The 20116-nt window shown below is 62.2% G+C and carries 22 protein-coding genes; 13 read left to right on the top strand and 9 right to left on the bottom strand.

The window, feature by feature from the left end; genetic code table 11:
• Positions 1 to 5: 5 nt before the first annotated feature.
• Genes hisH through hisB form a run of 3 tightly spaced genes read right to left on the bottom strand, consistent with a single transcriptional unit; the run spans position 6 to position 1738 of the window.
• A complete protein-coding gene (gene hisH / locus ACFSQT_RS00765; RefSeq protein ID WP_379016565.1) occupies positions 6 to 656 on the bottom strand; it encodes an imidazole glycerol phosphate synthase subunit HisH in 651 nt (216 codons plus the stop codon).
• 1 nt (position 657) lies between these two features.
• A complete protein-coding gene (locus ACFSQT_RS00760) occupies positions 658 to 1134 on the bottom strand; it encodes a DUF2628 domain-containing protein (protein WP_379016564.1) in 477 nt (158 codons plus the stop codon).
• Positions 1135 to 1138: 4 nt separating this feature from the next.
• Positions 1139 to 1738: an imidazoleglycerol-phosphate dehydratase HisB gene (gene hisB / locus ACFSQT_RS00755; RefSeq protein WP_379016563.1), complete on the bottom strand. Its 600-nt coding sequence runs from the start codon at positions 1736 to 1738 to the stop codon at positions 1139 to 1141.
• Between the two features lie 213 nt (positions 1739 to 1951).
• Here hisB and hslV point away from each other — a divergent pair, with 213 nt between their 5' ends.
• The 6 genes from hslV to ACFSQT_RS00725 all read left to right on the top strand — a co-directional run bounded on the left by hslV (position 1952) and on the right by ACFSQT_RS00725 (position 7314).
• A complete protein-coding gene (gene hslV / locus ACFSQT_RS00750; RefSeq protein ID WP_379016562.1) occupies positions 1952 to 2503 on the top strand; it encodes an ATP-dependent protease subunit HslV in 552 nt (183 codons plus the stop codon).
• Positions 2493 to 3008 carry a GNAT family N-acetyltransferase gene (locus ACFSQT_RS00745; protein ID WP_379016561.1) on the top strand — a complete coding sequence of 172 codons (516 nt, stop codon included), beginning with the start codon at positions 2493 to 2495 and terminating at the stop codon, positions 3006 to 3008. Before hslV ends, ACFSQT_RS00745 begins: the two co-directional genes overlap by 11 nt.
• A complete protein-coding gene (locus ACFSQT_RS00740; protein ID WP_379016560.1) occupies positions 3005 to 4165 on the top strand; it encodes a hypothetical protein in 1161 nt (386 codons plus the stop codon). Before ACFSQT_RS00745 ends, ACFSQT_RS00740 begins: the two co-directional genes overlap by 4 nt.
• Positions 4166 to 4213: 48 nt before the next feature.
• The gene (locus tag ACFSQT_RS00735; protein WP_379016559.1) at positions 4214 to 4813 is read left to right on the top strand and encodes a DUF2585 domain-containing protein; all 600 of its coding nucleotides are present in this window, start codon (positions 4214 to 4216) and stop codon (positions 4811 to 4813) included.
• Positions 4814 to 4817: 4 nt separating this feature from the next.
• On the top strand, positions 4818 to 6131 hold the full coding sequence (gene hslU / locus ACFSQT_RS00730) for an ATP-dependent protease ATPase subunit HslU (protein WP_379016557.1): 1314 nt from the start codon (positions 4818 to 4820) through the stop codon (positions 6129 to 6131).
• A gap of 229 nt (positions 6132 to 6360) precedes the next feature.
• Positions 6361 to 7314, top strand: a complete 954-nt coding sequence (locus ACFSQT_RS00725) for a DUF1402 family protein (RefSeq protein ID WP_379016556.1) — start codon at positions 6361 to 6363, stop codon at positions 7312 to 7314.
• Here ACFSQT_RS00725 and ACFSQT_RS00720 read toward each other — a convergent pair.
• The 6 genes from ACFSQT_RS00720 to ACFSQT_RS00695 form a co-directional block, all read right to left on the bottom strand.
• Complete coding sequence (locus ACFSQT_RS00720) at positions 7306 to 7593, bottom strand: hypothetical protein (RefSeq protein ID WP_379016555.1); 288 nt, start codon at positions 7591 to 7593, stop codon at positions 7306 to 7308. The genes ACFSQT_RS00725 and ACFSQT_RS00720 overlap by 9 nt on opposite strands.
• Positions 7565 to 8419: a colicin E5-related ribonuclease gene (locus tag ACFSQT_RS00715; protein ID WP_379016554.1), complete on the bottom strand. Its 855-nt coding sequence runs from the start codon at positions 8417 to 8419 to the stop codon at positions 7565 to 7567. Before ACFSQT_RS00715 ends, ACFSQT_RS00720 begins: the two co-directional genes overlap by 29 nt.
• The gene (locus ACFSQT_RS00710; protein WP_379016553.1) at positions 8395 to 9348 is read right to left on the bottom strand and encodes a transglutaminase family protein; all 954 of its coding nucleotides are present in this window, start codon (positions 9346 to 9348) and stop codon (positions 8395 to 8397) included. Before ACFSQT_RS00710 ends, ACFSQT_RS00715 begins: the two co-directional genes overlap by 25 nt.
• A 311-nt stretch (positions 9349 to 9659) precedes the next feature.
• Positions 9660 to 10898 carry an NAD(P)/FAD-dependent oxidoreductase gene (locus ACFSQT_RS00705; RefSeq protein WP_379016552.1) on the bottom strand — a complete coding sequence of 413 codons (1239 nt, stop codon included), beginning with the start codon at positions 10896 to 10898 and terminating at the stop codon, positions 9660 to 9662.
• On the bottom strand, positions 10895 to 11209 hold the full coding sequence (locus ACFSQT_RS00700; protein ID WP_379016550.1) for a MocE family 2Fe-2S type ferredoxin: 315 nt from the start codon (positions 11207 to 11209) through the stop codon (positions 10895 to 10897). Before ACFSQT_RS00700 ends, ACFSQT_RS00705 begins: the two co-directional genes overlap by 4 nt.
• 37 nt (positions 11210 to 11246) lie before the next feature.
• Entirely contained in the window at positions 11247 to 12338 is a 1092-nt protein-coding gene (locus tag ACFSQT_RS00695; protein ID WP_379016549.1) for a fatty acid desaturase family protein, read from the bottom strand.
• A gap of 167 nt (positions 12339 to 12505) precedes the next feature.
• Here ACFSQT_RS00695 and ACFSQT_RS00690 point away from each other — a divergent pair, with 167 nt between their 5' ends.
• From ACFSQT_RS00690 to ACFSQT_RS00660, 7 genes are all read left to right on the top strand, one after another.
• Positions 12506 to 13537, top strand: a complete 1032-nt coding sequence (locus tag ACFSQT_RS00690) for a LacI family DNA-binding transcriptional regulator (protein WP_379016548.1) — start codon at positions 12506 to 12508, stop codon at positions 13535 to 13537.
• Between the two features lie 300 nt (positions 13538 to 13837).
• The gene (locus ACFSQT_RS00685) at positions 13838 to 14779 is read left to right on the top strand and encodes a sugar ABC transporter substrate-binding protein (protein ID WP_379016546.1); all 942 of its coding nucleotides are present in this window, start codon (positions 13838 to 13840) and stop codon (positions 14777 to 14779) included.
• 101 nt (positions 14780 to 14880) lie between these two features.
• On the top strand, positions 14881 to 15957 hold the full coding sequence (locus ACFSQT_RS00680; RefSeq protein WP_379016545.1) for an ABC transporter permease: 1077 nt from the start codon (positions 14881 to 14883) through the stop codon (positions 15955 to 15957).
• Positions 15958 to 15959: 2 nt separating this feature from the next.
• Positions 15960 to 16727, top strand: coding sequence for an ATP-binding cassette domain-containing protein (locus ACFSQT_RS00675; protein WP_095083257.1), 768 nt, complete (start codon positions 15960 to 15962; stop codon positions 16725 to 16727).
• A gap of 112 nt (positions 16728 to 16839) precedes the next feature.
• Positions 16840 to 17841 (top strand): inositol 2-dehydrogenase, encoded by a 1002-nt coding sequence (iolG, locus tag ACFSQT_RS00670; RefSeq protein ID WP_379016543.1) that lies wholly within the window; start codon positions 16840 to 16842, stop codon positions 17839 to 17841.
• Between the two features lie 25 nt (positions 17842 to 17866).
• Positions 17867 to 18661, top strand: a complete 795-nt coding sequence (locus ACFSQT_RS00665) for an SDR family oxidoreductase (protein ID WP_379016542.1) — start codon at positions 17867 to 17869, stop codon at positions 18659 to 18661.
• A 456-nt stretch (positions 18662 to 19117) separates the two neighbouring features.
• Positions 19118 to 20116 (top strand): 3-deoxy-7-phosphoheptulonate synthase (locus tag ACFSQT_RS00660; RefSeq protein WP_379016541.1); only part of this gene is annotated, 999 nt, incomplete at its 3' end.

Genomic DNA, 20116 nt, shown 5'->3' with positions numbered 1-20116 from the left:
TTTCTTCAGGGCCTCCAGCGCAGGAAATTGGTGATCAACGCCAGGCCAAGGGCCTGGCTTTTTTCTGGATGGAACTGCGTGCCGACCAGGTTGTCGCGGGCGACGGTGGCCGTTACCGGGCCGCCATAGTCGGCGATCGCCAGAACCTCGTCGGACTTCTGCGCATCGAGATGATACGAATGCACGAAATAGGCGTGCAGTCCGTTGGTCCCGGTCGGGATGCCGGAAAACAGCGGGTGTTGGCGCCTGAGCTCGATCGTGTTCCAGCCGATCTGCGGGATTTTCAGCGCCGGATCGGCCGGGGTGATCTCCTTGACGTCGCCGGCGATCCAGCCAAAACCGTTGGTAATGGTCTTTTCCAGGCCGCGCTCTGACATCAGCTGCATGCCGACGCAGATGCCGAGGAAGGGTCGACCCTTGGCGATCGCGACCTCTTCCACCGCTTCCCACATGCCGTCGACGGCACGCAAGCCGGCCGCGCAGTCGGCATAGGCGCCGACGCCGGGCAGGACGATGCGGTCGGCGGTGCGGACCCGTTCGGCATCGGCAGTCAGGTCGATTTCAGCCGATATGCCGGCTTCGCGCGCGGCGCGCTCGAAGGCTTTGGTGGCCGAGCGCAGATTGCCCGAACCGTAATCGATGATCGCAACCCGCATGTCAGGATCTTCCCGGAATGTGGGTCAGGCCCAGCGCCATGCCGGGCTGCGCCGGGCGCGCCATGGCGGCATCCGGGACGATGCGCGGCACTGGCACGGCTTGATCGGAAAGTGCTTCCGCTTCCAGCGCATAGCGCATGTCGGCTTCGTCGAGCCGACCGGCCTCGATCACACCCCATTCGTGCCAGCCACGGCGGCGGAGCGCCGCGATCCGCAACCCCTGCCCTTCCAGTCCGACATAGAGCGAAACCAGAAGCGACAGCAGCGAGCCGGCCAGCCCAAGGCCAAGCTTTTGGCCGAGCATCGAAAGCAGGCCGGCGGCGACGAAGGCGAGCGCCGCTTCGATCCACAGCCGGTGCCAGGCGAACCATAGCGGCGGCACCAGGAACCCGAGCCAGGCGAAGCCATCGCGGACAAAGGCCGTTGCATCGGCCTTGTCGCTGCGGCCGGGCGGTTCCATCACGACATAGATGGCCATCACCTTACCCCTTCAACGATCCCTTGGTGGAGGGAACTGCGTCCGGCTGGCGCGGGTCGCGTTCAAGTGCGGCGCGCAGCGCACGCGCCACCGCCTTGAAGCAGGTCTCGGCGACATGGTGGTTGTTGGCGCCATAATGATTGGTGACATGCAGCGTGATGCCGGCATTCTGCGCCAGCGCCTGGAAGAATTCGCGCACCAGTTCGGTATCGAACGTGCCGATCTTCGGCGACGAGAAGGAAACGTTCCAGACCAGGAACGGCCGGCCGGAAACGTCGATCGCCGCGCGCGTCAGCGTCTCGTCCATGGCGAGGTCGATCGAGGCATAGCGCATGATGCCGCGCCGTTCGCCGAGTGCCTTGGCCAGTGCCTGGCCGAGCGCGATGCCGGTATCCTCGACGGTGTGGTGGTCGTCGATATGCAGATCGCCCTTGGCCCTGACCGTCATGTCGATCAAGGAATGGCGCGACAGCTGATCCAGCATATGGTCGAAGAAACCGACGCCCGTCGAGATATCTGACTTGCCCGAGCCGTCGACATGGACCGATACGGCGATATCGGTTTCCTTGGTCTTGCGGCTTGCTTCGGCGGAACGGGGCGACATGACCTTGTCCTTGTCCCAGGGTTTCACGCGTTCCAAGCCGTCACCGGCTTGAAAACGAGAGCCTTCTAGCAGCATGATCCAGCGATTGCCAGTTGCCATCCGGGTCGCTATCGAGCCGTTTGCAATCACCGGGCCTGTGCATACATATGGCCGGTCAAGTCACTCGTACCGCGCCAATCGCCTTTTAGGGATCGCGCGAATCGGAGCCAGGAAATGTCTGATACACTGACCATGCACGCCACGACCATCGTGACGGTGCGCAAGGGCAACAAGGTGGTCATTGCCGGCGACGGCCAGGTCAGCCTCGGCCAGACCATCATGAAGGGCAACGCCAGGAAAGTGCGCCGCATCGGCAAGGGCGGCAATGTGATCGCCGGTTTCGCCGGCGCCACCGCCGATGCCTTCACGCTGCTGGAGCGGCTGGAAGCCAAGCTCGAACAATATCCCGACCAGCTGACGCGCGCCTGCGTCGAACTCGCCAAGGACTGGCGCACCGACCGCTATCTGCGCCGGCTGGAGGCGATGATGCTGGTTGCCGACAAGTCGGTCTCGCTAGCGCTGACCGGCACCGGCGACGTGCTCGAACCCGAACATGGCGTCATGGCCATCGGCTCCGGCGGCAATTACGCGCTGGCGGCCGCGCGCGCGCTGATGGACACCGACAAGGACGCCGAGGAGATCGCCCGCAAGGCGATGCAGATCGCGTCCGACATCTGCGTCTACACCAACAACAACTTCGTCGTCGAAACGCTCGATGCCGCTTGAGCAGGCCGTGCTCTACGATTTTCGGCCGGTGACGGAAAAAGACCTGCCGATGATCGCCGGCTGGCTCGCCGAACCGCATGTCGCGGAATGGTGGGACGACCCCGAGACGGAAATCGCCGAGATTCGCGACCATATCGACAGCATTTCCGTCGAGCCGCTGATCGTCGAGCTCGACGGAAAGCCGATCGCCTATTTGCAGAGCTACGACCCGCATCTTGAAGACGACCACCCCTATGCCGACCAGCCGTTTGGGACGCTCGGCATCGACCTGTCGATCGGCCGGCCGGAACTGGTCGGCCTCGGCCACGGCTCGGCGATCGTGCGGCAATTCGTCGAGCAGCTGTTCGAGGAAGGCGTGCCGCGCGTCATCATCGACCCCGACCGGGGCAATGCTCGGGCCATCCGGGCCTATGAAAAGGCTGGCTTTGTTGCCTTTGACACCAGAACATCGGAGTTCGGCCCGGCGTTGATGATGGCGCGCGACGCGCCGCAGGAGCCCAATTGATCAGCGCCGAAACACTCGACAAAGCGGTCGCGAAAGGTTTGATCTCGCAAACCCTGCGCGATCAGTTGGAGGCCATGGAACGCGCGGGCGCTCTCGCCCCCGAGGCCAGGCGCGCCGATGACGAGGGTGACGAGGAAAACCTGCGGCTGGTCGGCGGCGGCAACGATCTGTTCGTCACCGTGGGAACAGTTCTGCTTAGCGCCGGCTTCTTCTTTGTCCTCACCACCTTGCTTCCAGGCCAGACATTCTGGATCGCTGGCATCCTCGCGGTTTTCGCCTGGGGGCTCGCCGAAATTGTCACGCGTCAGCACCGGATGAAATTATCGTCGTCCGTGCTTGCCCTGATTTTCATGGCCGCCATTCTGGTCGCTCTGGCGCTACGAGTGGAGGCCAGCTTCGGCATACGCAAGCCGGAGACTATCTGGCAGCTATTGGCGTTGCGCCAGACGGCGTCCCGGGCCGGATATCTGTTCCTGGGAGGAGGAATAATTGCGGCGGCGATCTATTTCTGGCGCTTTCGCGTCCCCATCATTGCCGGGGCTATCGCCATCGCCTTCACACTGCTTGCCTTCCTGCAAACGGCGATAATCCTGTATGATAGTGTGACAACGGGCGCGATTGCGCCGCCACGCCTTGAGGATGTTCCCGAATTGCTCCGCGCGGCACTCTACATGCCGCTGGTCTGCGGCCTGATCGTGTTCGCGACGGGTGTAGCTTTTGACATTTACGATAGGGATCGACGCAAGATCTGGTCAGATTGCGCTTTCTGGCTGCATGTCGTCTCGGCGCCTATGCTGGTGCATCCGCTCTTTATCATGGCAACCGGCCAGAACGTCGTATTCGGACATATCGCGCCGGACGCCAATGCAACCATCATGCTGACGGTCCTGATCCTCGGCTTCCTCTATGTCGCGCTCGCCATAGACCGCCGTTCGCTTCTGGTTCCTACATTGGCTTACTTCGGCTCGCTGGGTATCTATTATCTGGTGAATTCAGCCTCCGATTCGACGGGTATCCCGCCTTTTGCCTTGATCCTGGTAGTTGTCGGCGCGCTGATTATTCTGTTCGGGGCTGGCTGGCAGCGTATCCGGCGGATTGTCGTCAAACCCACTTTGCCGGCGGCCGTGATTCGCCGGCTGCCGCCGCTGAAGGCGTGACGGGCTTTGTGATGGTCGAGACGCAACGCGCATGAGGGGGAATAAGGCATGATCGCATCCGTCGAGGACAAAGAGCTCTCGGCCTACGAAAACAGCTGGCGGATGGGGCTGCTGATCGTGCTTGGCCTGGTCATCGTCCAGGCCGTCACGCTCTACCTGATGGGCCGGACACCGATCTGCACCTGCGGCTATGTGAAGCTCTGGCATGGTGTCGTGCAGAGTTCGGAGAACTCCCAGCACATTTCGGACTGGTACACCTTCTCGCACATCATCCACGGCTTCCTGTTCTACGCGCTGGCGCGGTTCCTGTTTCCGCGCTCGCCAATCGGCTTGAGGCTGGCATTCGCGGTCCTCATCGAGGGCGGCTGGGAGTTGCTCGAGAACAGCCCGTTCATCATCGACCGCTACCGCGCCGGCACCATCTCGCTCGATTATTACGGCGACAGCGTCATCAATTCGGTGTCCGATACACTGGCCATGGTGCTGGGATTTGTGATGGCGCGAAGGCTACCTATATGGGTGATCGTCAGCCTCGCCGTCATCTTCGAACTGGGTACCGGCTATCTCATCAGGGATAATCTGACACTCAACGTGATCATGCTGCTGCATCCGTTCGAGGCCATCAAGCAGTGGCAAAGTGGAATTTAGTGATATGAGCACATTTTCTCCCCGCGAAATCGTTTCGGAACTCGACCGCTTCATCATCGGCCAGAAGGACGCCAAGCGCGCCGTGGCCATCGCCCTGCGCAATCGCTGGCGCCGCCAGCAGCTGGAAGGCCAGATGCGCGAAGAGGTGATGCCGAAGAACATCCTGATGATCGGGCCGACGGGCGTCGGCAAGACCGAAATCTCGCGCCGCCTGGCGCGCCTTGCCGGGGCGCCTTTCGTCAAGGTCGAGGCGACCAAGTTCACCGAAGTCGGCTATGTCGGCCGCGACGTCGAACAGATCATCCGCGACCTGGTCGAGATTGCCATTGGCCTGGTGCGCGAGAAGATGCGCGAGGACGTCAAGGCGCGCGCCCACCTCAACGCCGAGGAACGCGTGCTGGAGGCGCTTGTCGGCAAGACGGCGAGCCCGGCCACGCGCGATAGTTTCCGCAAAAAGCTGCGCGATGGCGAACTCGACGACAAGGAGATCGAGATCGAAGTGGCCGACACCGGCAATGGCGGCATGCCCGGCTTCGAGATTCCCGGCATGCCGGGCGCCAATATCGGCGTGCTCAACATCAACGACATGCTGTCGAAGGCGATGGGCGGCAAGAAGACCAAGTCGCGCAAGACGACGGTCAAGGAGTCCTACGCGCTGCTGGTCAACGACGAGTCCGACAAGCTGCTCGACCAGGACGAGGTGGTGCGCCAGGCGCTCGATGCGACGGAGAATGACGGCATCGTCTTCCTCGATGAGATCGACAAGATCGCGTCGCGTGAAGGCGGCATGGGCGCCGGCGTTTCTCGCGAAGGCGTGCAGCGCGACCTGCTGCCGCTGATCGAAGGCACCACGGTGGCGACCAAATATGGGCCGGTGAAGACCGACCACATCCTGTTCATCGCCTCCGGTGCCTTCCATGTCTCGAAGCCGTCGGACCTGTTGCCGGAATTGCAGGGACGCCTGCCGATCCGCGTCGAATTGCGGGCGCTGGAGAAGGACGATTTCATCCGCATCCTGACCGAGACCGAAGCCAGCCTGATCAAGCAGTATATCGCGCTGATGAAGACCGAGGGCGTCGACCTGGCCTTCACCGCCGACGCCATCGATTCGCTGGCCGGCATCGCCGTCGACCTCAACGACAGCGTCGAGAACATCGGCGCCAGGCGGCTGCAGACGGTGATGGAGCGGGTGCTGGACGAGGTCTCCTACGACGCGCCGGACCGCAACGGCACGACGGTCACCATCGACGCCGCCTATGTGGAAAAGCATGTCGGCGATCTCTCCAGAAACACAGATTTGTCGCGATTCATCCTTTAAACGACGGCGCCGGGCTTTTCCGGCGCGGGCTTCTTCAAAGTGGCGCATCGTGCTTTCCAAAAATCGATTCCGATTTTGGGCCGATGCGCTGCAACACGGTCCGGCAAACAGATCATGTGTGGCCAGATGGTACCATCTGGCCACCTTTCGTCTTACCGGGTGAAGGGGTGCTCTCGACTCAACCCAGAGCACTACCCTAGTTTGCCCGCAAATTCGCAGGCGGCGGCGCATGAAAAAACTGACACTGGTCATTCTCGGCTTGACGCTGGCGGCGACGCTGTTCGCCGCCGATGCGGCGACATTGGTGCCGCCGGGAAACCGCAATGCCGAGCAGCCCGATATACCCGGCGCCTCGAGCCGGCGCACGCAAGCGACCAACACCACCTTCCAGGCAAAGTACCGCAAAGTCTACGCCTTGCTGCAAAACGATGCCGATCTGCGCGGCAAGATCAAGAAGGCGGCGGCCGCCTACGGTATCGATCCGCTGCACATCGTCGGCGCCATCGTCGGCGAGCACACCTACAATGTCGACGCCTACGACCGGCTGCAGACCTACTACGTCAAGGCAATCTCCTATCTCTCGAGCAAGCTCTCCTTCGCCTATGACGGCGAGGACATCACCGATTTCGTGCAACGGCCGGAATTCAAGAAATGCGCGGGCGACAGCTATGATCTGTGGGAATGCCGCGAGCAGGTGTGGAACCATTCGTTTCGCGGCAAGAGCGTCGGCGGCGAAAGCTTCCCCGACGACCGTTTCGGCGCCACCTTCTTCCAGCCCTACTATGCCGGCCAGACCTTCGGCCTCGGCCAGCTCAATCCTTTGACCGCCTTGCAGATGAGCGATCTCGTACACAAGGTTTCCGGCCTGCCGAAGCTCGACGTCGCCGATCCCAATTCGGTCTACAAGACCATCATGGATCCGGACCTGACGCTGCCCTACGTCGCCGCGACGATCCGGAAATCGATCGATGCCTACAAGAACATTGCCGGCTTCGACATTTCGGGCAATCCGGGGGTTACCGCGACGCTCTACAATGTCGGCAATCCGGAGCAGCGCGCCGATGCGCTGAAGGCGGAGAACGACAAGCGCCGCGCCGCCGGCGAACCGGAAAAGCTGCCGGAAGAGAACTATTACGGCTGGCTGGTCAACGACAAGCTGCCGGAGCTGAAGGCGTTATTTTAAAGGCCGAGCGCTTCGGCTTTGACGTCCGCCCTTGGCGACCGCCACAGCTAGAAGATACGCTTCGTCGTCACCACGCCTCTCCTCTACAGACACAAAAGTACCGGGTTCAAATTCCCAGACCTCATGGTCAGGTACTTTCTGTTCGCAAATAAAGAATATTTTTTTTGCTATTTTTTTTGCCAGCACTGGGCGCGATACATAAACATTCTCACTTAACAGAACCACATGAATGATGAATTTTTCGGCCGAATTAGTATTGGAATCCATCGCCACCAACATGTATTATACTGCCTGTTTTGTTGTCCACCACAACAGACCGACCTGTTGTAGGGCTTACATATCGCGTAGCTGGTTCACCTGTTTGATTGTTTACAGCCGGATGTTTCTCGCCTTTCGCTATGGCCTCTTCGAGTTGATCGGGTGTCCAGCCACGCTCAGCCATTTGTTTTTCTAATTTTGCCTTATCCTTAATCGGATCGCTTGCCCTAGTCTTAGTCTCATCAGTTTTATTTTCATCCTTTTTATCTTTTTTGTCCTTATCATCTCCAGGATCGGAAGGCGATGAGGCAGCACTGGCTGCGGCATCGGCACGGTCTTTGTCAGTTAACTTGCCGTCGGCCATCGGCACGGGTGCCATCACGGCAACTACAACTCCGACAATAGGCCCACCCAAGAATGCACCGGCTCTTGCACCAAGCCCTTCGCTTGCTCCTGCAAATAGTCCACCGAAAAAATCGTGGAGAGCGCCCAAGAGGCCTTTTACGCCCGCTTCAACACCTGCCGTATGTCCGTTCTGGTCGGATTTATTGATCGGGTCATTCTGCGAATACGAATAGCGATTAGTGCCGACGCCGGGCAATGTCGGGTCCATCGTATCGGGCGAGATGAAACGGGCAGGCAGAATGTCGGATTGCGTGCGTTGCCACAGCATGTGCGGGCCAAATGCGGACGCCGCATAGGCCCCTGCCGTGCCCGAAACCACTATGGAGATAGCCAGCACCGCCGCCAGTATGCGTTGAACGATCCTGTGCCGCTCGATCCAATCATCATATCCCCCGCCTCTCAAATCGTCCTTGGTCTCTAATTCAGCTTCGGTTGGCGCCATCCGAGCGCCTCAGCCTTAGCGAAAGCGTCTTGATTGGCCCGGTAGAGGTCGTTCGCATAGGCGATCTTGTCGGCCGGAATGTCGCTCTGCTTCGGGTATTTCTTGATGATGTTGGCGTCGAGCAGCCGATAGTAGGCCGTGCCTTTCTTCACCAACGGATAGGCGTTGGCCGGATAGGCCTCGATCAGCACATCGGCGACAGCGATGGCTTCGTCATAGCGGCCGGTGGTGGTGAGGTTGTCGAGAACCGCCGTTGCGATGATCGACAGCGCTTCCCGGCGCGACAGCGTCTTGAGATAGACGCCGTTGACGATTGCCTTGTCGGTTATCTCGAGCTTTTGCCGATACCATATGTCCCGCGTAAAACCCGCACCGCTCGTGGTTTCGAGGTTCCACGTCTTGCCCGTCGCGTCGTCGGTGAACTTCACGAACACATGTAGCGGTGCCGTCGACAGCGTCAAATTCAGCCCCAGCCGCTCCCCCAAGGCGAGGAATAGGGCCGGCATCGAGACGCAGTTGCCTTTTCGGGTTGCGAGATAGTTGGAAAGCAGCTGTGCGCCGGGTTGCTGGCCGCAGGGGTCGGAAAGATCGTACTGGAACGGCCTGCCATTGTTCCACCAGCCGCCCTCGTAGAGAAACGTACGCAGGGCCTTCATCTTCTCCATGCTGGTTGAAGCGGCATCTGGCGGCAGCGTGCCCAGCATCTTGTTGACGGTCGCCACCATGCCGTCGATTTCAGCAAGCGCGGCGGCTTCATCGACGGAAGGATCGATGAACCTGTCGACAGCAAGCTTGGCGCGGGCAAAATCCGTCTCGCCTTCCCGCGCATCGAGCAGTATCCGCACGAAAGTTGCGGGATTCGACGTCGGCAATTGATCCGCCGCGGCCGGACGGCCAACAGTCAGGCCGAGCAGTAATGCAAAGGTCAATCCAGCTATTAGCCGTCTAATCATGCACGCTCGCCACTGACCGCAAGTGCAGGATTGATACCTTTATTTGCCCAACCAGAGATAGAGCCGTATGAAAGTTAGGCGCTGAAAGTTGTGGATGAGTTTTGTTTCCAGGGTGAGACAAGACAACGTCCGACATGCCAGCCTAGGACCGGGTATGCGAAATGCCGTCGAACAGCAGGGAACAAGTGAAATGGAGGTACACTCCATTACTGTTCGGACCTCAGAAACGCGTCGAATTTGCGCAACTCCTCGGCAACCGCGCCGAGAGCATGCTGTGAAACCACGGCTCAGGCCGCCAGCAACGACTTCAGCTTGACGGCCTGGGATCCCAGCGCTTCAGGCGCCGGCTTCGCCCGCTTGCCGATCAGCATTTCGGCCAGCCGGATGTCGCGGGCGACCGCGTTGCCGGGGCCGATGCCGCTGGCTGCCACCAGCCTGCCGTCTTCGGCGAGGTGGAAGAGGATGAAGGCGCCGTCGCCGAGATCGCGGCGCACGACGCTGCGGCCTTCGTCGGAAAGCCCCGCGATCTGCAGCGACAGGCCATACTGATCCGACCAGAACCACGGCACCGCGGCATGCGCCTCGCCGGCGCCCAGCATGTTCCTCGCCGCCAGTGCGCCCTGCTCCTGGGCATTGCGCCAGGCTTCCAGCCGCACGCGGCGGCCGCCGTAGACGGCGAGCGGAAACGAGCAGCAATCGCCGGCTGCAAAGACGTCGGGATCGCTGCTGCGCAGCTCGGCATCGACAGCGATGCCGTTGTCGATCGCCAGCCCCGCTTCGGCGGCCAGCCCGGTCACCGGCACGGCCCCGATGCCGATGACGGCGAGATCGGCTGATATCTCCCATCCGCCGGCAAGCGTCACGCGCACCTCCTTGCCGTCGTCGGCGATGGACGCAATGCCGTCGCCACACAGAATGTCGACGCCCTCGGCGATATGCGCATCATGGACGATCTCGGCAATCTCGGCCGGGACGCCACGCATCAGGATGCGCGGCTGCGCCTCGATGACGGTGACCGCAGCGCCGAGCTTGCGGGCCGCGGCGGCGAGTTCGAGGCCAATGAAGCCGCCGCCGACAATGGCGATACGGTTGCCGGCGCTGAGATGGGCGCGAATGGCCAGCGCATCGGCGAAGGTGCGGAGATAGGCGCAGCGCGCCCCCAATCCCGGCATCGGCAGCTTGCGCGGGGTCGAGCCGGTGGCCAGCAGCAGCTTCTCGTAAGGCAGGGCCGAACCGTCCGACAGACGCACCCTGTGCGCGGCACGGTCGATCGCCACCGCCTGGACGGAATGGATATGGCGGATCGATTTTTCGGCCAGAATTGCGTCGCTGGCGATCGCCTTGATTTCGGGCGCATCGCTGGCCATCGCCTCCTTGGACAGAGGCGGGCGCTCGTAGGGCAGATGCGGTTCGTCGCCGACCAGCGTCACCGGCCCCTCATAACCGAGATCGCGCAGCGCCAGTGCTGCCCGGCCGCCGCATTCGCCGGCGCCGATGATGACCATTCCCCGCGCCACACCAGTCATCCGATCCGTATCAGGACTTTGCCGGCGTCGACCTTGACCGGATAGGTCTTGAGGTTGACGCAGACCGGCGCACCGCGGGCGTCCCCCGTCTTGTAGTTGAAGCGGCCATTGTGCTTGGGGCATTCGATGATGTCGTCCATCACCAGGCCATCGGCAAGGTGCACCTTTTCGTGCGTGCAAAGGCCATCGGTGGCGAAATAGTCATCGTCGGGACTGCGATAGATGGCGAAGGTGCGGCCGCCATGGTCGAAGCGCATCACATCCTCTTCGTCGATATCGCCGGCGGCACACGCCTCGACCCAGTCGCTCATTCGGTCCTCCCTGGAAAATCGGATAGCCAGCGCGCGATCATTCCGCCGCGGCGGCGACGGCATCGTCGTGGAATTCCTCGCGGTATGGCCTGGCGGTCGGCGGCAGCTCGCGCTTGAGGAAATAGTCCTCGTTGCGCAATTGTCGCAGGAAGGCCGGGATCATCTCGCGGTAGCCGGCCAGGATCGACGGGGTCGGCGCCGGCAAATCATGCTTGATCAATTCATGCAGCTTCGGCAGCGCATGATAGGGCACCATCGGAAACATGTGATGCTCCACATGATAGTTCATGTTCCAGTAGATGAACCGGCTGATCGGGTTGATGTAGACGGTGCGGCTGTTGAGGCGGTGATCGGTGACGTTGTCGGCCAGGCCGCCATGTTGCAGCAGCCCGACCATGACGTGGTGCCAGGCGCCATAGAGCCTGGGCAGGCCGACCAGCATCAAAGGCAGGAACGAGCCGGTAGAGAGCGCCAGCGCGATGGTTGCGGCATAGATCGCCGTCCAGATGCGGGCGATGCGGATCGCCTTCGGCTGCTCCTGCTCGGGAATGAAGGTCTTTTCCGCCGCGCTGATGTTGCCGGCCGCGTTGCGCAGCATGTCGCTCATCGCATGCCAGGCGTCGAGCACGCCGACAAAGGCAAGGACGACGCGCAGCAGATCCGGCGGCCGCATGACCGAGATTTCCGGGTCGCGGCCGACGATGATGGTGTCGGTGTGATGGCGCGTGTGGCTCCAGCGCCAGGTCACCGGATTGCGCATGATCATGAAGCTGGCGATCTGATAGATCGCATCATTCATCCACTGCGTCCGGAAGGCGGTGCCATGGCCGCATTCGTGCCAGCGTGAATCGGTGGATGAGCCGTAGAGAACGCCATAGGCGAAGAAGAACGGCACGCACCACCATGTGCCCCAGAACCAGGCGCCGCCGGCGCCGCTGACGATCAAGGCGGCGAGCCAGATGATGGTGTCGCGGATCGCCGGCCCGTCGGAGCGCTGCATCAGCTCCTTCATCTGCTTACGCGGGATGTCGGTATGATACCACTCGGCCGCCGACAGGCCGGTCTCGACGGCGAGCTTGGCGTCGCGGCCGATCAGGCTGTAGTCACGCCGGGACGGCGCAGTGGACATGGTTGCCTCCCTTGGCAAAGGCGCTCGCCACAGCGAATGCCCGATAGCCCTTTGGCTTCGAGGCTGAAAATAACGCCGATGCATGATAGACTCAACATCACGAAGATAGTTTCTATCATTTCCTATCAGAATGATGTATGAAGAGCGAACAATCCAAGGGGGCAAGCATGGCGAAACGGCCGACCATATCCGATCTGGCGCGCATCTCCGGCGTCAGCGTTGCCACGGTGGACCGCGTGCTCAACAACCGCCTGCCGGTGCGCGAGGAGACCGCGCGGCGCGTCTATGAGACCGCGACCGAGATCGGCTATCACGCGGCCGGCCTGATCAAGCAGCGGATGCGCCATGAACTGCCGGAGTACCGGCTCGGCTTCCTGCTTTTGCGAGGCAACGATGTCTTCTACGGCGATTTCGCAGCGGAGCTCGAACTGGCGGTCTCGCAATCGCAGCGATTCCGTGGTGTCGCAACCATCGACTTCGCCAGTTCCCTGGTCCCCGACGAGATCGCCGCCCAGATGCGCAGGCTGGCGGCAAAATCGAGAGCCATCGCCGTTGTCGGCCCGGACCATCCGACCCTGACGGCGGCGGTCGAGGCGTTGAAGGCGAAGGGGCAACCGGTCTTCTCACTGCTGTCCGACTTTGCCGCCGGTATCCGCGAGGGCTATGTTGGCCTCGACAACCGCAAGGTCGGCCGCACCGCGGCCTGGATGATTTCGAAGGCCGCCAGGCGGCCGGGCAAGGTCGCGCTGTTCGTCGGCAGCCATCGCTTCCATGGCCATGAGCTGCGCGAGATCGGCTTCCGCTCTTTCTTTCGCGAGCATGCACCCGACTTCAGCGTGCTGGAAACGCTGGTCAACCTGGAGGCAAACCAGGTAACCCATGATGCGATGATCGATCTTCTGGCGCGCTATCCGGATCTTGCCGGCTGCTACGTCGCGGGCGGTGGCATGGAAGGCGCGGTCTCGGCGCTGCGGGCAGCAAGACCCGCACATATGCCTGTGGTCGTCTGCAACGAGATCAACGCCGAGTCGCGCGCGGCACTCGCCGACAACATCCTCACCATGGTGATCTCGACGCCGCTGGCCGCGCTCTGTCGCGAACTGGTCGATCGGATGGTGCATGCCATCGAAACCGGCGCAGCCAACGCGCCTGGCCAGACCTTCCTGCCCTTCGACATCTATCTGCCGGAAAATATCTAACCTTTGCCGGGCGAGAGCAGCCGCCGGAAATGATAGAATCCATCAGAACGATCCGAAAATCCGGCGGCAGGCCGCGGAATCGCCCTTGACGTTCCGTTGAAATGGAATAAATATTTCACCAACCGCGCATTTTGGTTCTTTCGTTCCGGAACGTCTGTTTCAAACAGAGGGTTTGGCGTTCCAGCCCAAACAGGGAATGCCACAGGGAGCGAAGCGATATCAGGGAGAGATTCCCCGGGGAGATCGGGGATTCCGGATAGATCGGTGCAACCGGACACCAATATGTGGAGGAGAAACACAATGAAGAAACTGGTTTTGGGCGTCGCTTTCGCGGCGCTGATGAGTTCATCCGCCATGGCCGCCAAGGTCGGCGTGTCGATGGCCAAGTTCGACGACAACTTCCTGACCGTGCTGCGCAACGGCATGATCGAGCAGGCCAAGGGCATGAGCGGCGTGGAGCTGCAGGTCGAGGACGCGCAGAACGACGTTGCCAAGCAACTCGACCAGATCAAGAACTTCGCCGCCTCGGGCGTCGACGCGATCATCGTCAATCCGGTCGACACTTCGGCCACGCAGGCGATGTCGGACGCCGCGGCGGCCGCCAAGATCCCGCTGGTCTACGTCAACCGCGAACCGGTCAATGTCGACAAACTGCCGGACAACCAGGCCTTCGTCGCTTCGAACGAGGCCGATTCCGGCACGCTCGAGACCAAGGAAGTCTGCCGCCTGTTCAAGGAAGCCGGCAAGAAGGAAGCCAACGTCTATGTGATCATGGGCGAGCTGTCCAACCAGGCCGCCGTGCAGCGCACCAAGGATATCGAAGAGGTGATCGCCACGCCGGATTGCAGCTTCATCAAGATCATCGACAAGCAGACGTCGAACTGGAACCGCGACGAGGCCCAGAACCTGATGACCAACTGGCTGTCGACCGGCAAGCCGTTCGATGGCGTCATCGCCAACAATGACGAAAGCGCCATCGGCGCCATCCAGGCGATGAAGGCCGCCAACATCGACATGAAGTCGGTCGTGGTCGGCGGCGTCGACGCCACCCAGGACGCGCTTGCCGCGATGCAGGCCGGCGACCTTGACGCAACCGTGTTCCAGGACGCGGCCGGCCAGGGCGCGGGCGCGCTGGACGCGGCCCTGAAACTGTCCAAGGGCGAGAAGGTCGAACACAAGGTCTACGTGCCCTTCCAGCTGGTGACGCCGGCAAATATCGACAAGTTCCTGAAGAAGAACTGAGCAGCGGACATAAGGAGCGGCGCTTAGAGCGCCGCTCCTCCCTTTCCCTCAGCGCCGGCAAGGCAGCGAGGGGCGACCGCGGCTGACGGAGGATAGAAGCTTTGGCACAGACATCTCATGGCGTCGGCGGGGTCGGCTATGACGCGAAGAAGCGCGCATGGCCCGCCGAAATCAACGTTTTCCTGGCGCTCGTCATCCTCGTCGTCGTCTTCGAACTGATCGGCCGGATCTTTCTCGGCGACAGCTTCCTGTTCAACACCCGCAGCGACGTCAGCGCGATCTTCAACGAGGCGCGCCTGCAGATCATCATCCTGCAGGTATCGATTGTCGGCATCATCGCCATCGGCGTCACGCAGGTGATCATCACCGGCGGCATCGACCTGTCCTCGGGTTCGATCGTCGGCGCGACCGCGATGATCGCCATGAGTTTTGCCCAGGTGGCGACCGTCAACGGCAACCCCAACCCCAAGGCGATGTTCCTGGCCCAGGGCTGGACCGACCTGCCTGTCATCGTGCCGCTGCTGGTGGCGATCGGCTGCGGGCTGTTCGCCGGCCTGGTCAACGGCGCCTTGATTGCCTACACGCGCATTCCGCCGTTCATCGCCACGCTCGGCATGATGGTGACCGCGCGCGGCATCGCCAAATGGTGGTCCAAGGGACAGCCGATCTCGTTTCCCACCGATAGTTTCGCAGGCATCGGCAAAGGCCTGATGCCGGTCATCATCTTCCTCTCGCTGGCGGTGCTGTTCCAGCTGATCATGACCTACACGCGCTACGGCAAGCACTGTTACGCGATCGGCTCCAACGAGGACGCCGCGCGCATGTCCGGCATCAAGATCGCCAACCACAAGATCCTCGTCTACGTCATCGCCGGCGTGCTCGCCGCGCTCGCCGCCGTGGTGCTGAGTTCCAAGAACCTCACCGCGCAGTCGGGCATGGGCGTCATGTACGAACTCGACGCGATTGCCATGGCGGTCATCGGCGGCGTCTCGTTGTCGGGCGGCCGCGGCTCGATCGTCGGCACGGTGATCGGCTCGCTGATCTTCGGCGTCATCATCTCCGGTTTCACCTTCCTGCGCCTCGACGCCTACTACCAGGAGATGGTCAAGGGCGTGATCATCGTCGGTGCGGTCGTTCTCGACCAGTGGCGTCAACGCCTGCGGGCAATGAGGGCTTGATCATGGCAGACATCGTCCTGAAGACCGAAAACCTGACCAAGCGCTATGGCGGCGTGCATGCGCTGGAAGGCGCGAATTTCGAACTGCGCAAGGGCGAGCATGTCGCCATCATGGGCGACAACGGCGCCGGCAAGTCGACCTTCGTGCGCCAGATCACCGCCGTCGAGCAGCGCACCGACGGCAAGATCTGGTTCGACGGCAAGGAAGTGAACTTCACCGGGCCGATCGCGGCGCGCGAAGCCGGCATCGAGACGGTGTTCCAGAACCTGGCGCTGGCCGACGACCTCGACGTGCCGTCGAACCTGTTCCTCGGCCGCGAAAAGGTGCTGTTCAATCTCGGGCCCTTCTCGATCCTGGACCGCAAATACATGCGCAAGGCGACCGAGGCAGCGCTGGTCCGCACGGCGGTGAAGATCCCCAACCTGTCCAACACCATCCGCCACATGTCGGGCGGCCAGCGCCAGTGCGTGGCGATCGCCAGGACCGCGACCTTCGCCTCCAAGCTGATCATCATGGACGAGCCGACGGCCGCACTCGGCGTGCAGGAGACCGCGCAGGTCGAAAACATCATCCGCACGCTGAAGGACAATGGCGAGCCGCTGATCCTGATCAGCCACAACATGCGCCAGGTGTTCGACCTTTGCGACCGCATCGTCGTCTTCCGCCGCGGCCGCATCGTCGCCAATTTGCGCAAGCAGGACACCGACGGAAACGATATCGTCTCCTACATCACCGGCGCCAAGACCGGGGAGGCGGAACTCGCGGCCTAGGGCCGGGCACGGAGGCGATGGTCATCGCCTCCCTGTCGATGTCGTCTTGACCGGAAAATCAACCGCGCCCATGACCGGCGCCCCGCTTCGAACCATCCTCAAAGGACATTCCATGGTACTCCGCTTCGCCCTCCTCGGTGCCGGCCGCATCGGCAAGGTCCACGCCCGCGCCGTCGGCTCCAACCCGCAGGCCAAACTGGTCGCGGTTGCCGACGCCTTCGAGAAAGCGGCGACCGAACTGGCAACGGCCTATGGCGCCGAAGTGCGCAGCATCGACGCCATTGAAAAGTCCAAAGACATCGACGCCGTCGTCATCTGCACGCCGACCGACACCCATGCCGACCTGATCGAGCGTTTCGCCAAGGCCGGCAAGGCGATCTTCTGCGAGAAGCCGATCGACCTCGACGTCAAGCGCGTCGAGAAGTGCCTGGCCGTGGTCGAGAAGGCCAAGGCGACGCTGATGGTCGGCTTCAACAGGCGCTTCGATCCGCACTTCGCCGCCGTGCGCAAGGCGATCGACGACGGCGCCATCGGCACCGTCGAGATGGTCACCATCACCTCGCGCGATCCGGGCGCGCCGCCGATCGACTACATCAAGCGCTCGGGCGGCATTTTCCGCGATATGACCATCCATGATTTCGACATGGCGCGCTTCCTGCTGGGTGAAGAGGTTGTGGCGGTCAGCGCCCATGCCTCGGTGCTGGTCGACAAGAAGATCGGCGAGGCCGGCGATTTCGACAGCGTCAGCGTCATCCTCGAGACCGCTTCCGGCAAGCAGGCGGTGATCTCCAACTCGCGCCGCGCCACCTATGGCTATGACCAGCGCATCGAGGTGCATGGCTCGAAGGGCATGGTAGCGGCCGAGAACCAGAGGCCGGTGTCGATCGAACTGGCCAACGAGAAGGGCTATACGCGGCCGCCGCTGCACGACTTCTTCATGACCCGCTACCTCGACGCCTATGCCATCGAGATCGCCGCCTTCATCACGGCAGCGACGTCAGGCAAGAAGGCGGCGCCGAGCGGTGCGGACGGCCTCGTGGCCCTGAAGCTGGCCGATGCGGCACTGAAGTCGGCGACATCGGGCAAGACCGTCCGCCTCGACGCGGCAAAGTAAGAACGCCAGACACAGGAGCACAGCGATGAGCGCATCAGCCGGTCGCAATCATGAAACACGCGCCATCGTCACCGGCGGCGCGCAAGGCATCGGCTTTGCCGTCGCCGAGGCGCTGGCCGACGAAGGCTGCCGGGCCTTGGCACTGGTCGGGCGCTCGCAGGAAAAGGGCGACAAGGCCGTCGCTCATTTCAAGAAGTTGGGCGTCGACGCGATCTTCATCAGCGCCGACGTCTCGAAGGTGGTCGACTGCAAGCGCGCTGTCGCCACCGCGATCTCGCATTTCGGCACCATCAATGCGCTGGTCAATGCCGCCGCGACATCGGCGCGCGGGTCGCTGGTCGAGACGAGCGAAGAGCTTTTCGACCAGATCTTCGACACCAATGTGCGTGGACCCTTCTTCCTGATGCAGGGGTTGGTCGCCCATCTGCTGGAGCGCAAGGCGCCCGGCTCGATCGTCAATGTGCTGTCGATGTCGGCGCATTGCGGCCAGTCGTTCCTGACGCCCTATTCCACAAGCAAGGGCGCGCTGATGACGCTAACCAAGAACGTCGCCAATGCGTATCGGCACAATCGCATCCGCAGCAACGCTGTGCTGCCCGGCTGGATGGACACCGAGGGCGAGGACATCGTGCAGAAGAAATGGCACGACGCGCCGGACGACTGGCTGGCAAAGGCCGAAGCCGCGCAGCCGATGGGTCAATTGGTGAAGCCGGACCAGCTTGCCCGGCTGATCAGCTACATGGTCAGCCCGCAGTCCGGCGTGATGACCGGATCGCTGGTCGACTATGACCAGAGCATTGCCGGGGCGTCACCGGAGTAGGATCACGGAAGTCTAGCGAAAACGCCCTCGCTTCGTCATCCACGGGCGGAGCAAGGAGCGTAGCGACGCAGCGCAGACCCGAGGATCCATGCCGCGACTTCAAAGCGCTGCTGCGGTGCAGAATTCTGCCCCGCAGCATTCGTCGGCTAATGTCGCGGCATGGATCCCAGGGTCTCCGCGACGGAGCTTCGCTCCTGCTCCGCCCAGGGATGACGAAGTTTAGGCGCTTCGGCCAATCCCGAATTGGCTGTCATCAGACACGTGACAAGCGCCTCCGCTTCGACTATATGAGCCTCATGATCAACCTGACCGCCACGTATTGGTACTTTAGGAGCTCGCTGGCGGCGGGAGGATTGCGCTCGATCTGAAGATTGCAGCAACAAGATCCGAACAGCCGCCAGACCTGGCGGCTTTTTTGTTTCAGCCGGCAGGTCTCCCAATCAGGAGCAGAAAGCCGTGTTGACCACCACAGACGACCTTCGGGTCAAGGAAATCCGAGAACTGAGCACGCCGGACCAGGTGATGCGGGAGATACCGCGCACTCTGACGGCGACGCGCACCGTTGCCGCGTCACGCAATGCAACCCACGCCATCTTGAACGGGACCGACGATCGACTGCTCGTCATCGTCGGCCCCTGTTCGATCCACGACCCGGTCGCGGCAGTAGACTATGCCAGCCGTCTGGCGGCGCTGCGCGAAGCCCTGTCCGACCGGCTGGAGATCGTGATGCGGGTCTATTTCGAGAAGCCGCGCACGACGGTCGGTTGGAAGGGCCTGATCAACGATCCCGACCTCGACGGCAGCTTCAACATCGACAAGGGGCTGCGGATGGCGCGCAACGTGCTTTCCGCCGTCAACAATCTCGGCCTGCCGGCGGCAACCGAATTCCTCGACATGACCACGCCGCAATACATCGCCGACCTCGTCGCCTGGGGCGCCATCGGCGCGCGCACGACCGAGAGCCAGATCCATCGCGAGCTCGCCTCCGGCCTGTCCTGCCCGGTCGGCTTCAAGAACGGCACCGACGGCAACCTGCGGATCGCCGCCGAGGCGGTGAAATCGGCCGCCCAGCCGCACCATTTCATGGCGGTGACCAAGGGCGGCCGCAGCGGCATCGCGACGACCACCGGCAATGAGGACTGCCACGTCATCCTGCGCGGCGGCATCGCGCCCAATTATGACGCAACGAGCGTCGAGGCCGCCAGCGTGGAACTCGCCCGCATCGGCGTGGCCCCCAGGCTAATGATCGATGTCAGCCACGCCAACAGCGGCAAGAAGCCCGAGAACCAGCCGAAGGTCGCGGCCGATGTCGCAGGCCAGGTGGCGGCGGGCGACGAGCGCATCATCGGCGTCATGATCGAGAGCAATCTCGTCGCCGGCCGGCAGGACGGGGTGCCCGGCAAGCCGCTCGTCTACGGCCAGAGCATCACCGATGGCTGCATCGACTGGGCGACC

The organism is Mesorhizobium calcicola (assembly GCF_042682105.1).
GTDB classification, from domain to species: Bacteria; Pseudomonadota; Alphaproteobacteria; order Rhizobiales; family Rhizobiaceae; genus Mesorhizobium; species Mesorhizobium calcicola.
The sequence above is the reverse complement of the archived record's forward strand: the minus strand, read 5'-3'. Positions and strand labels throughout refer to the sequence as shown.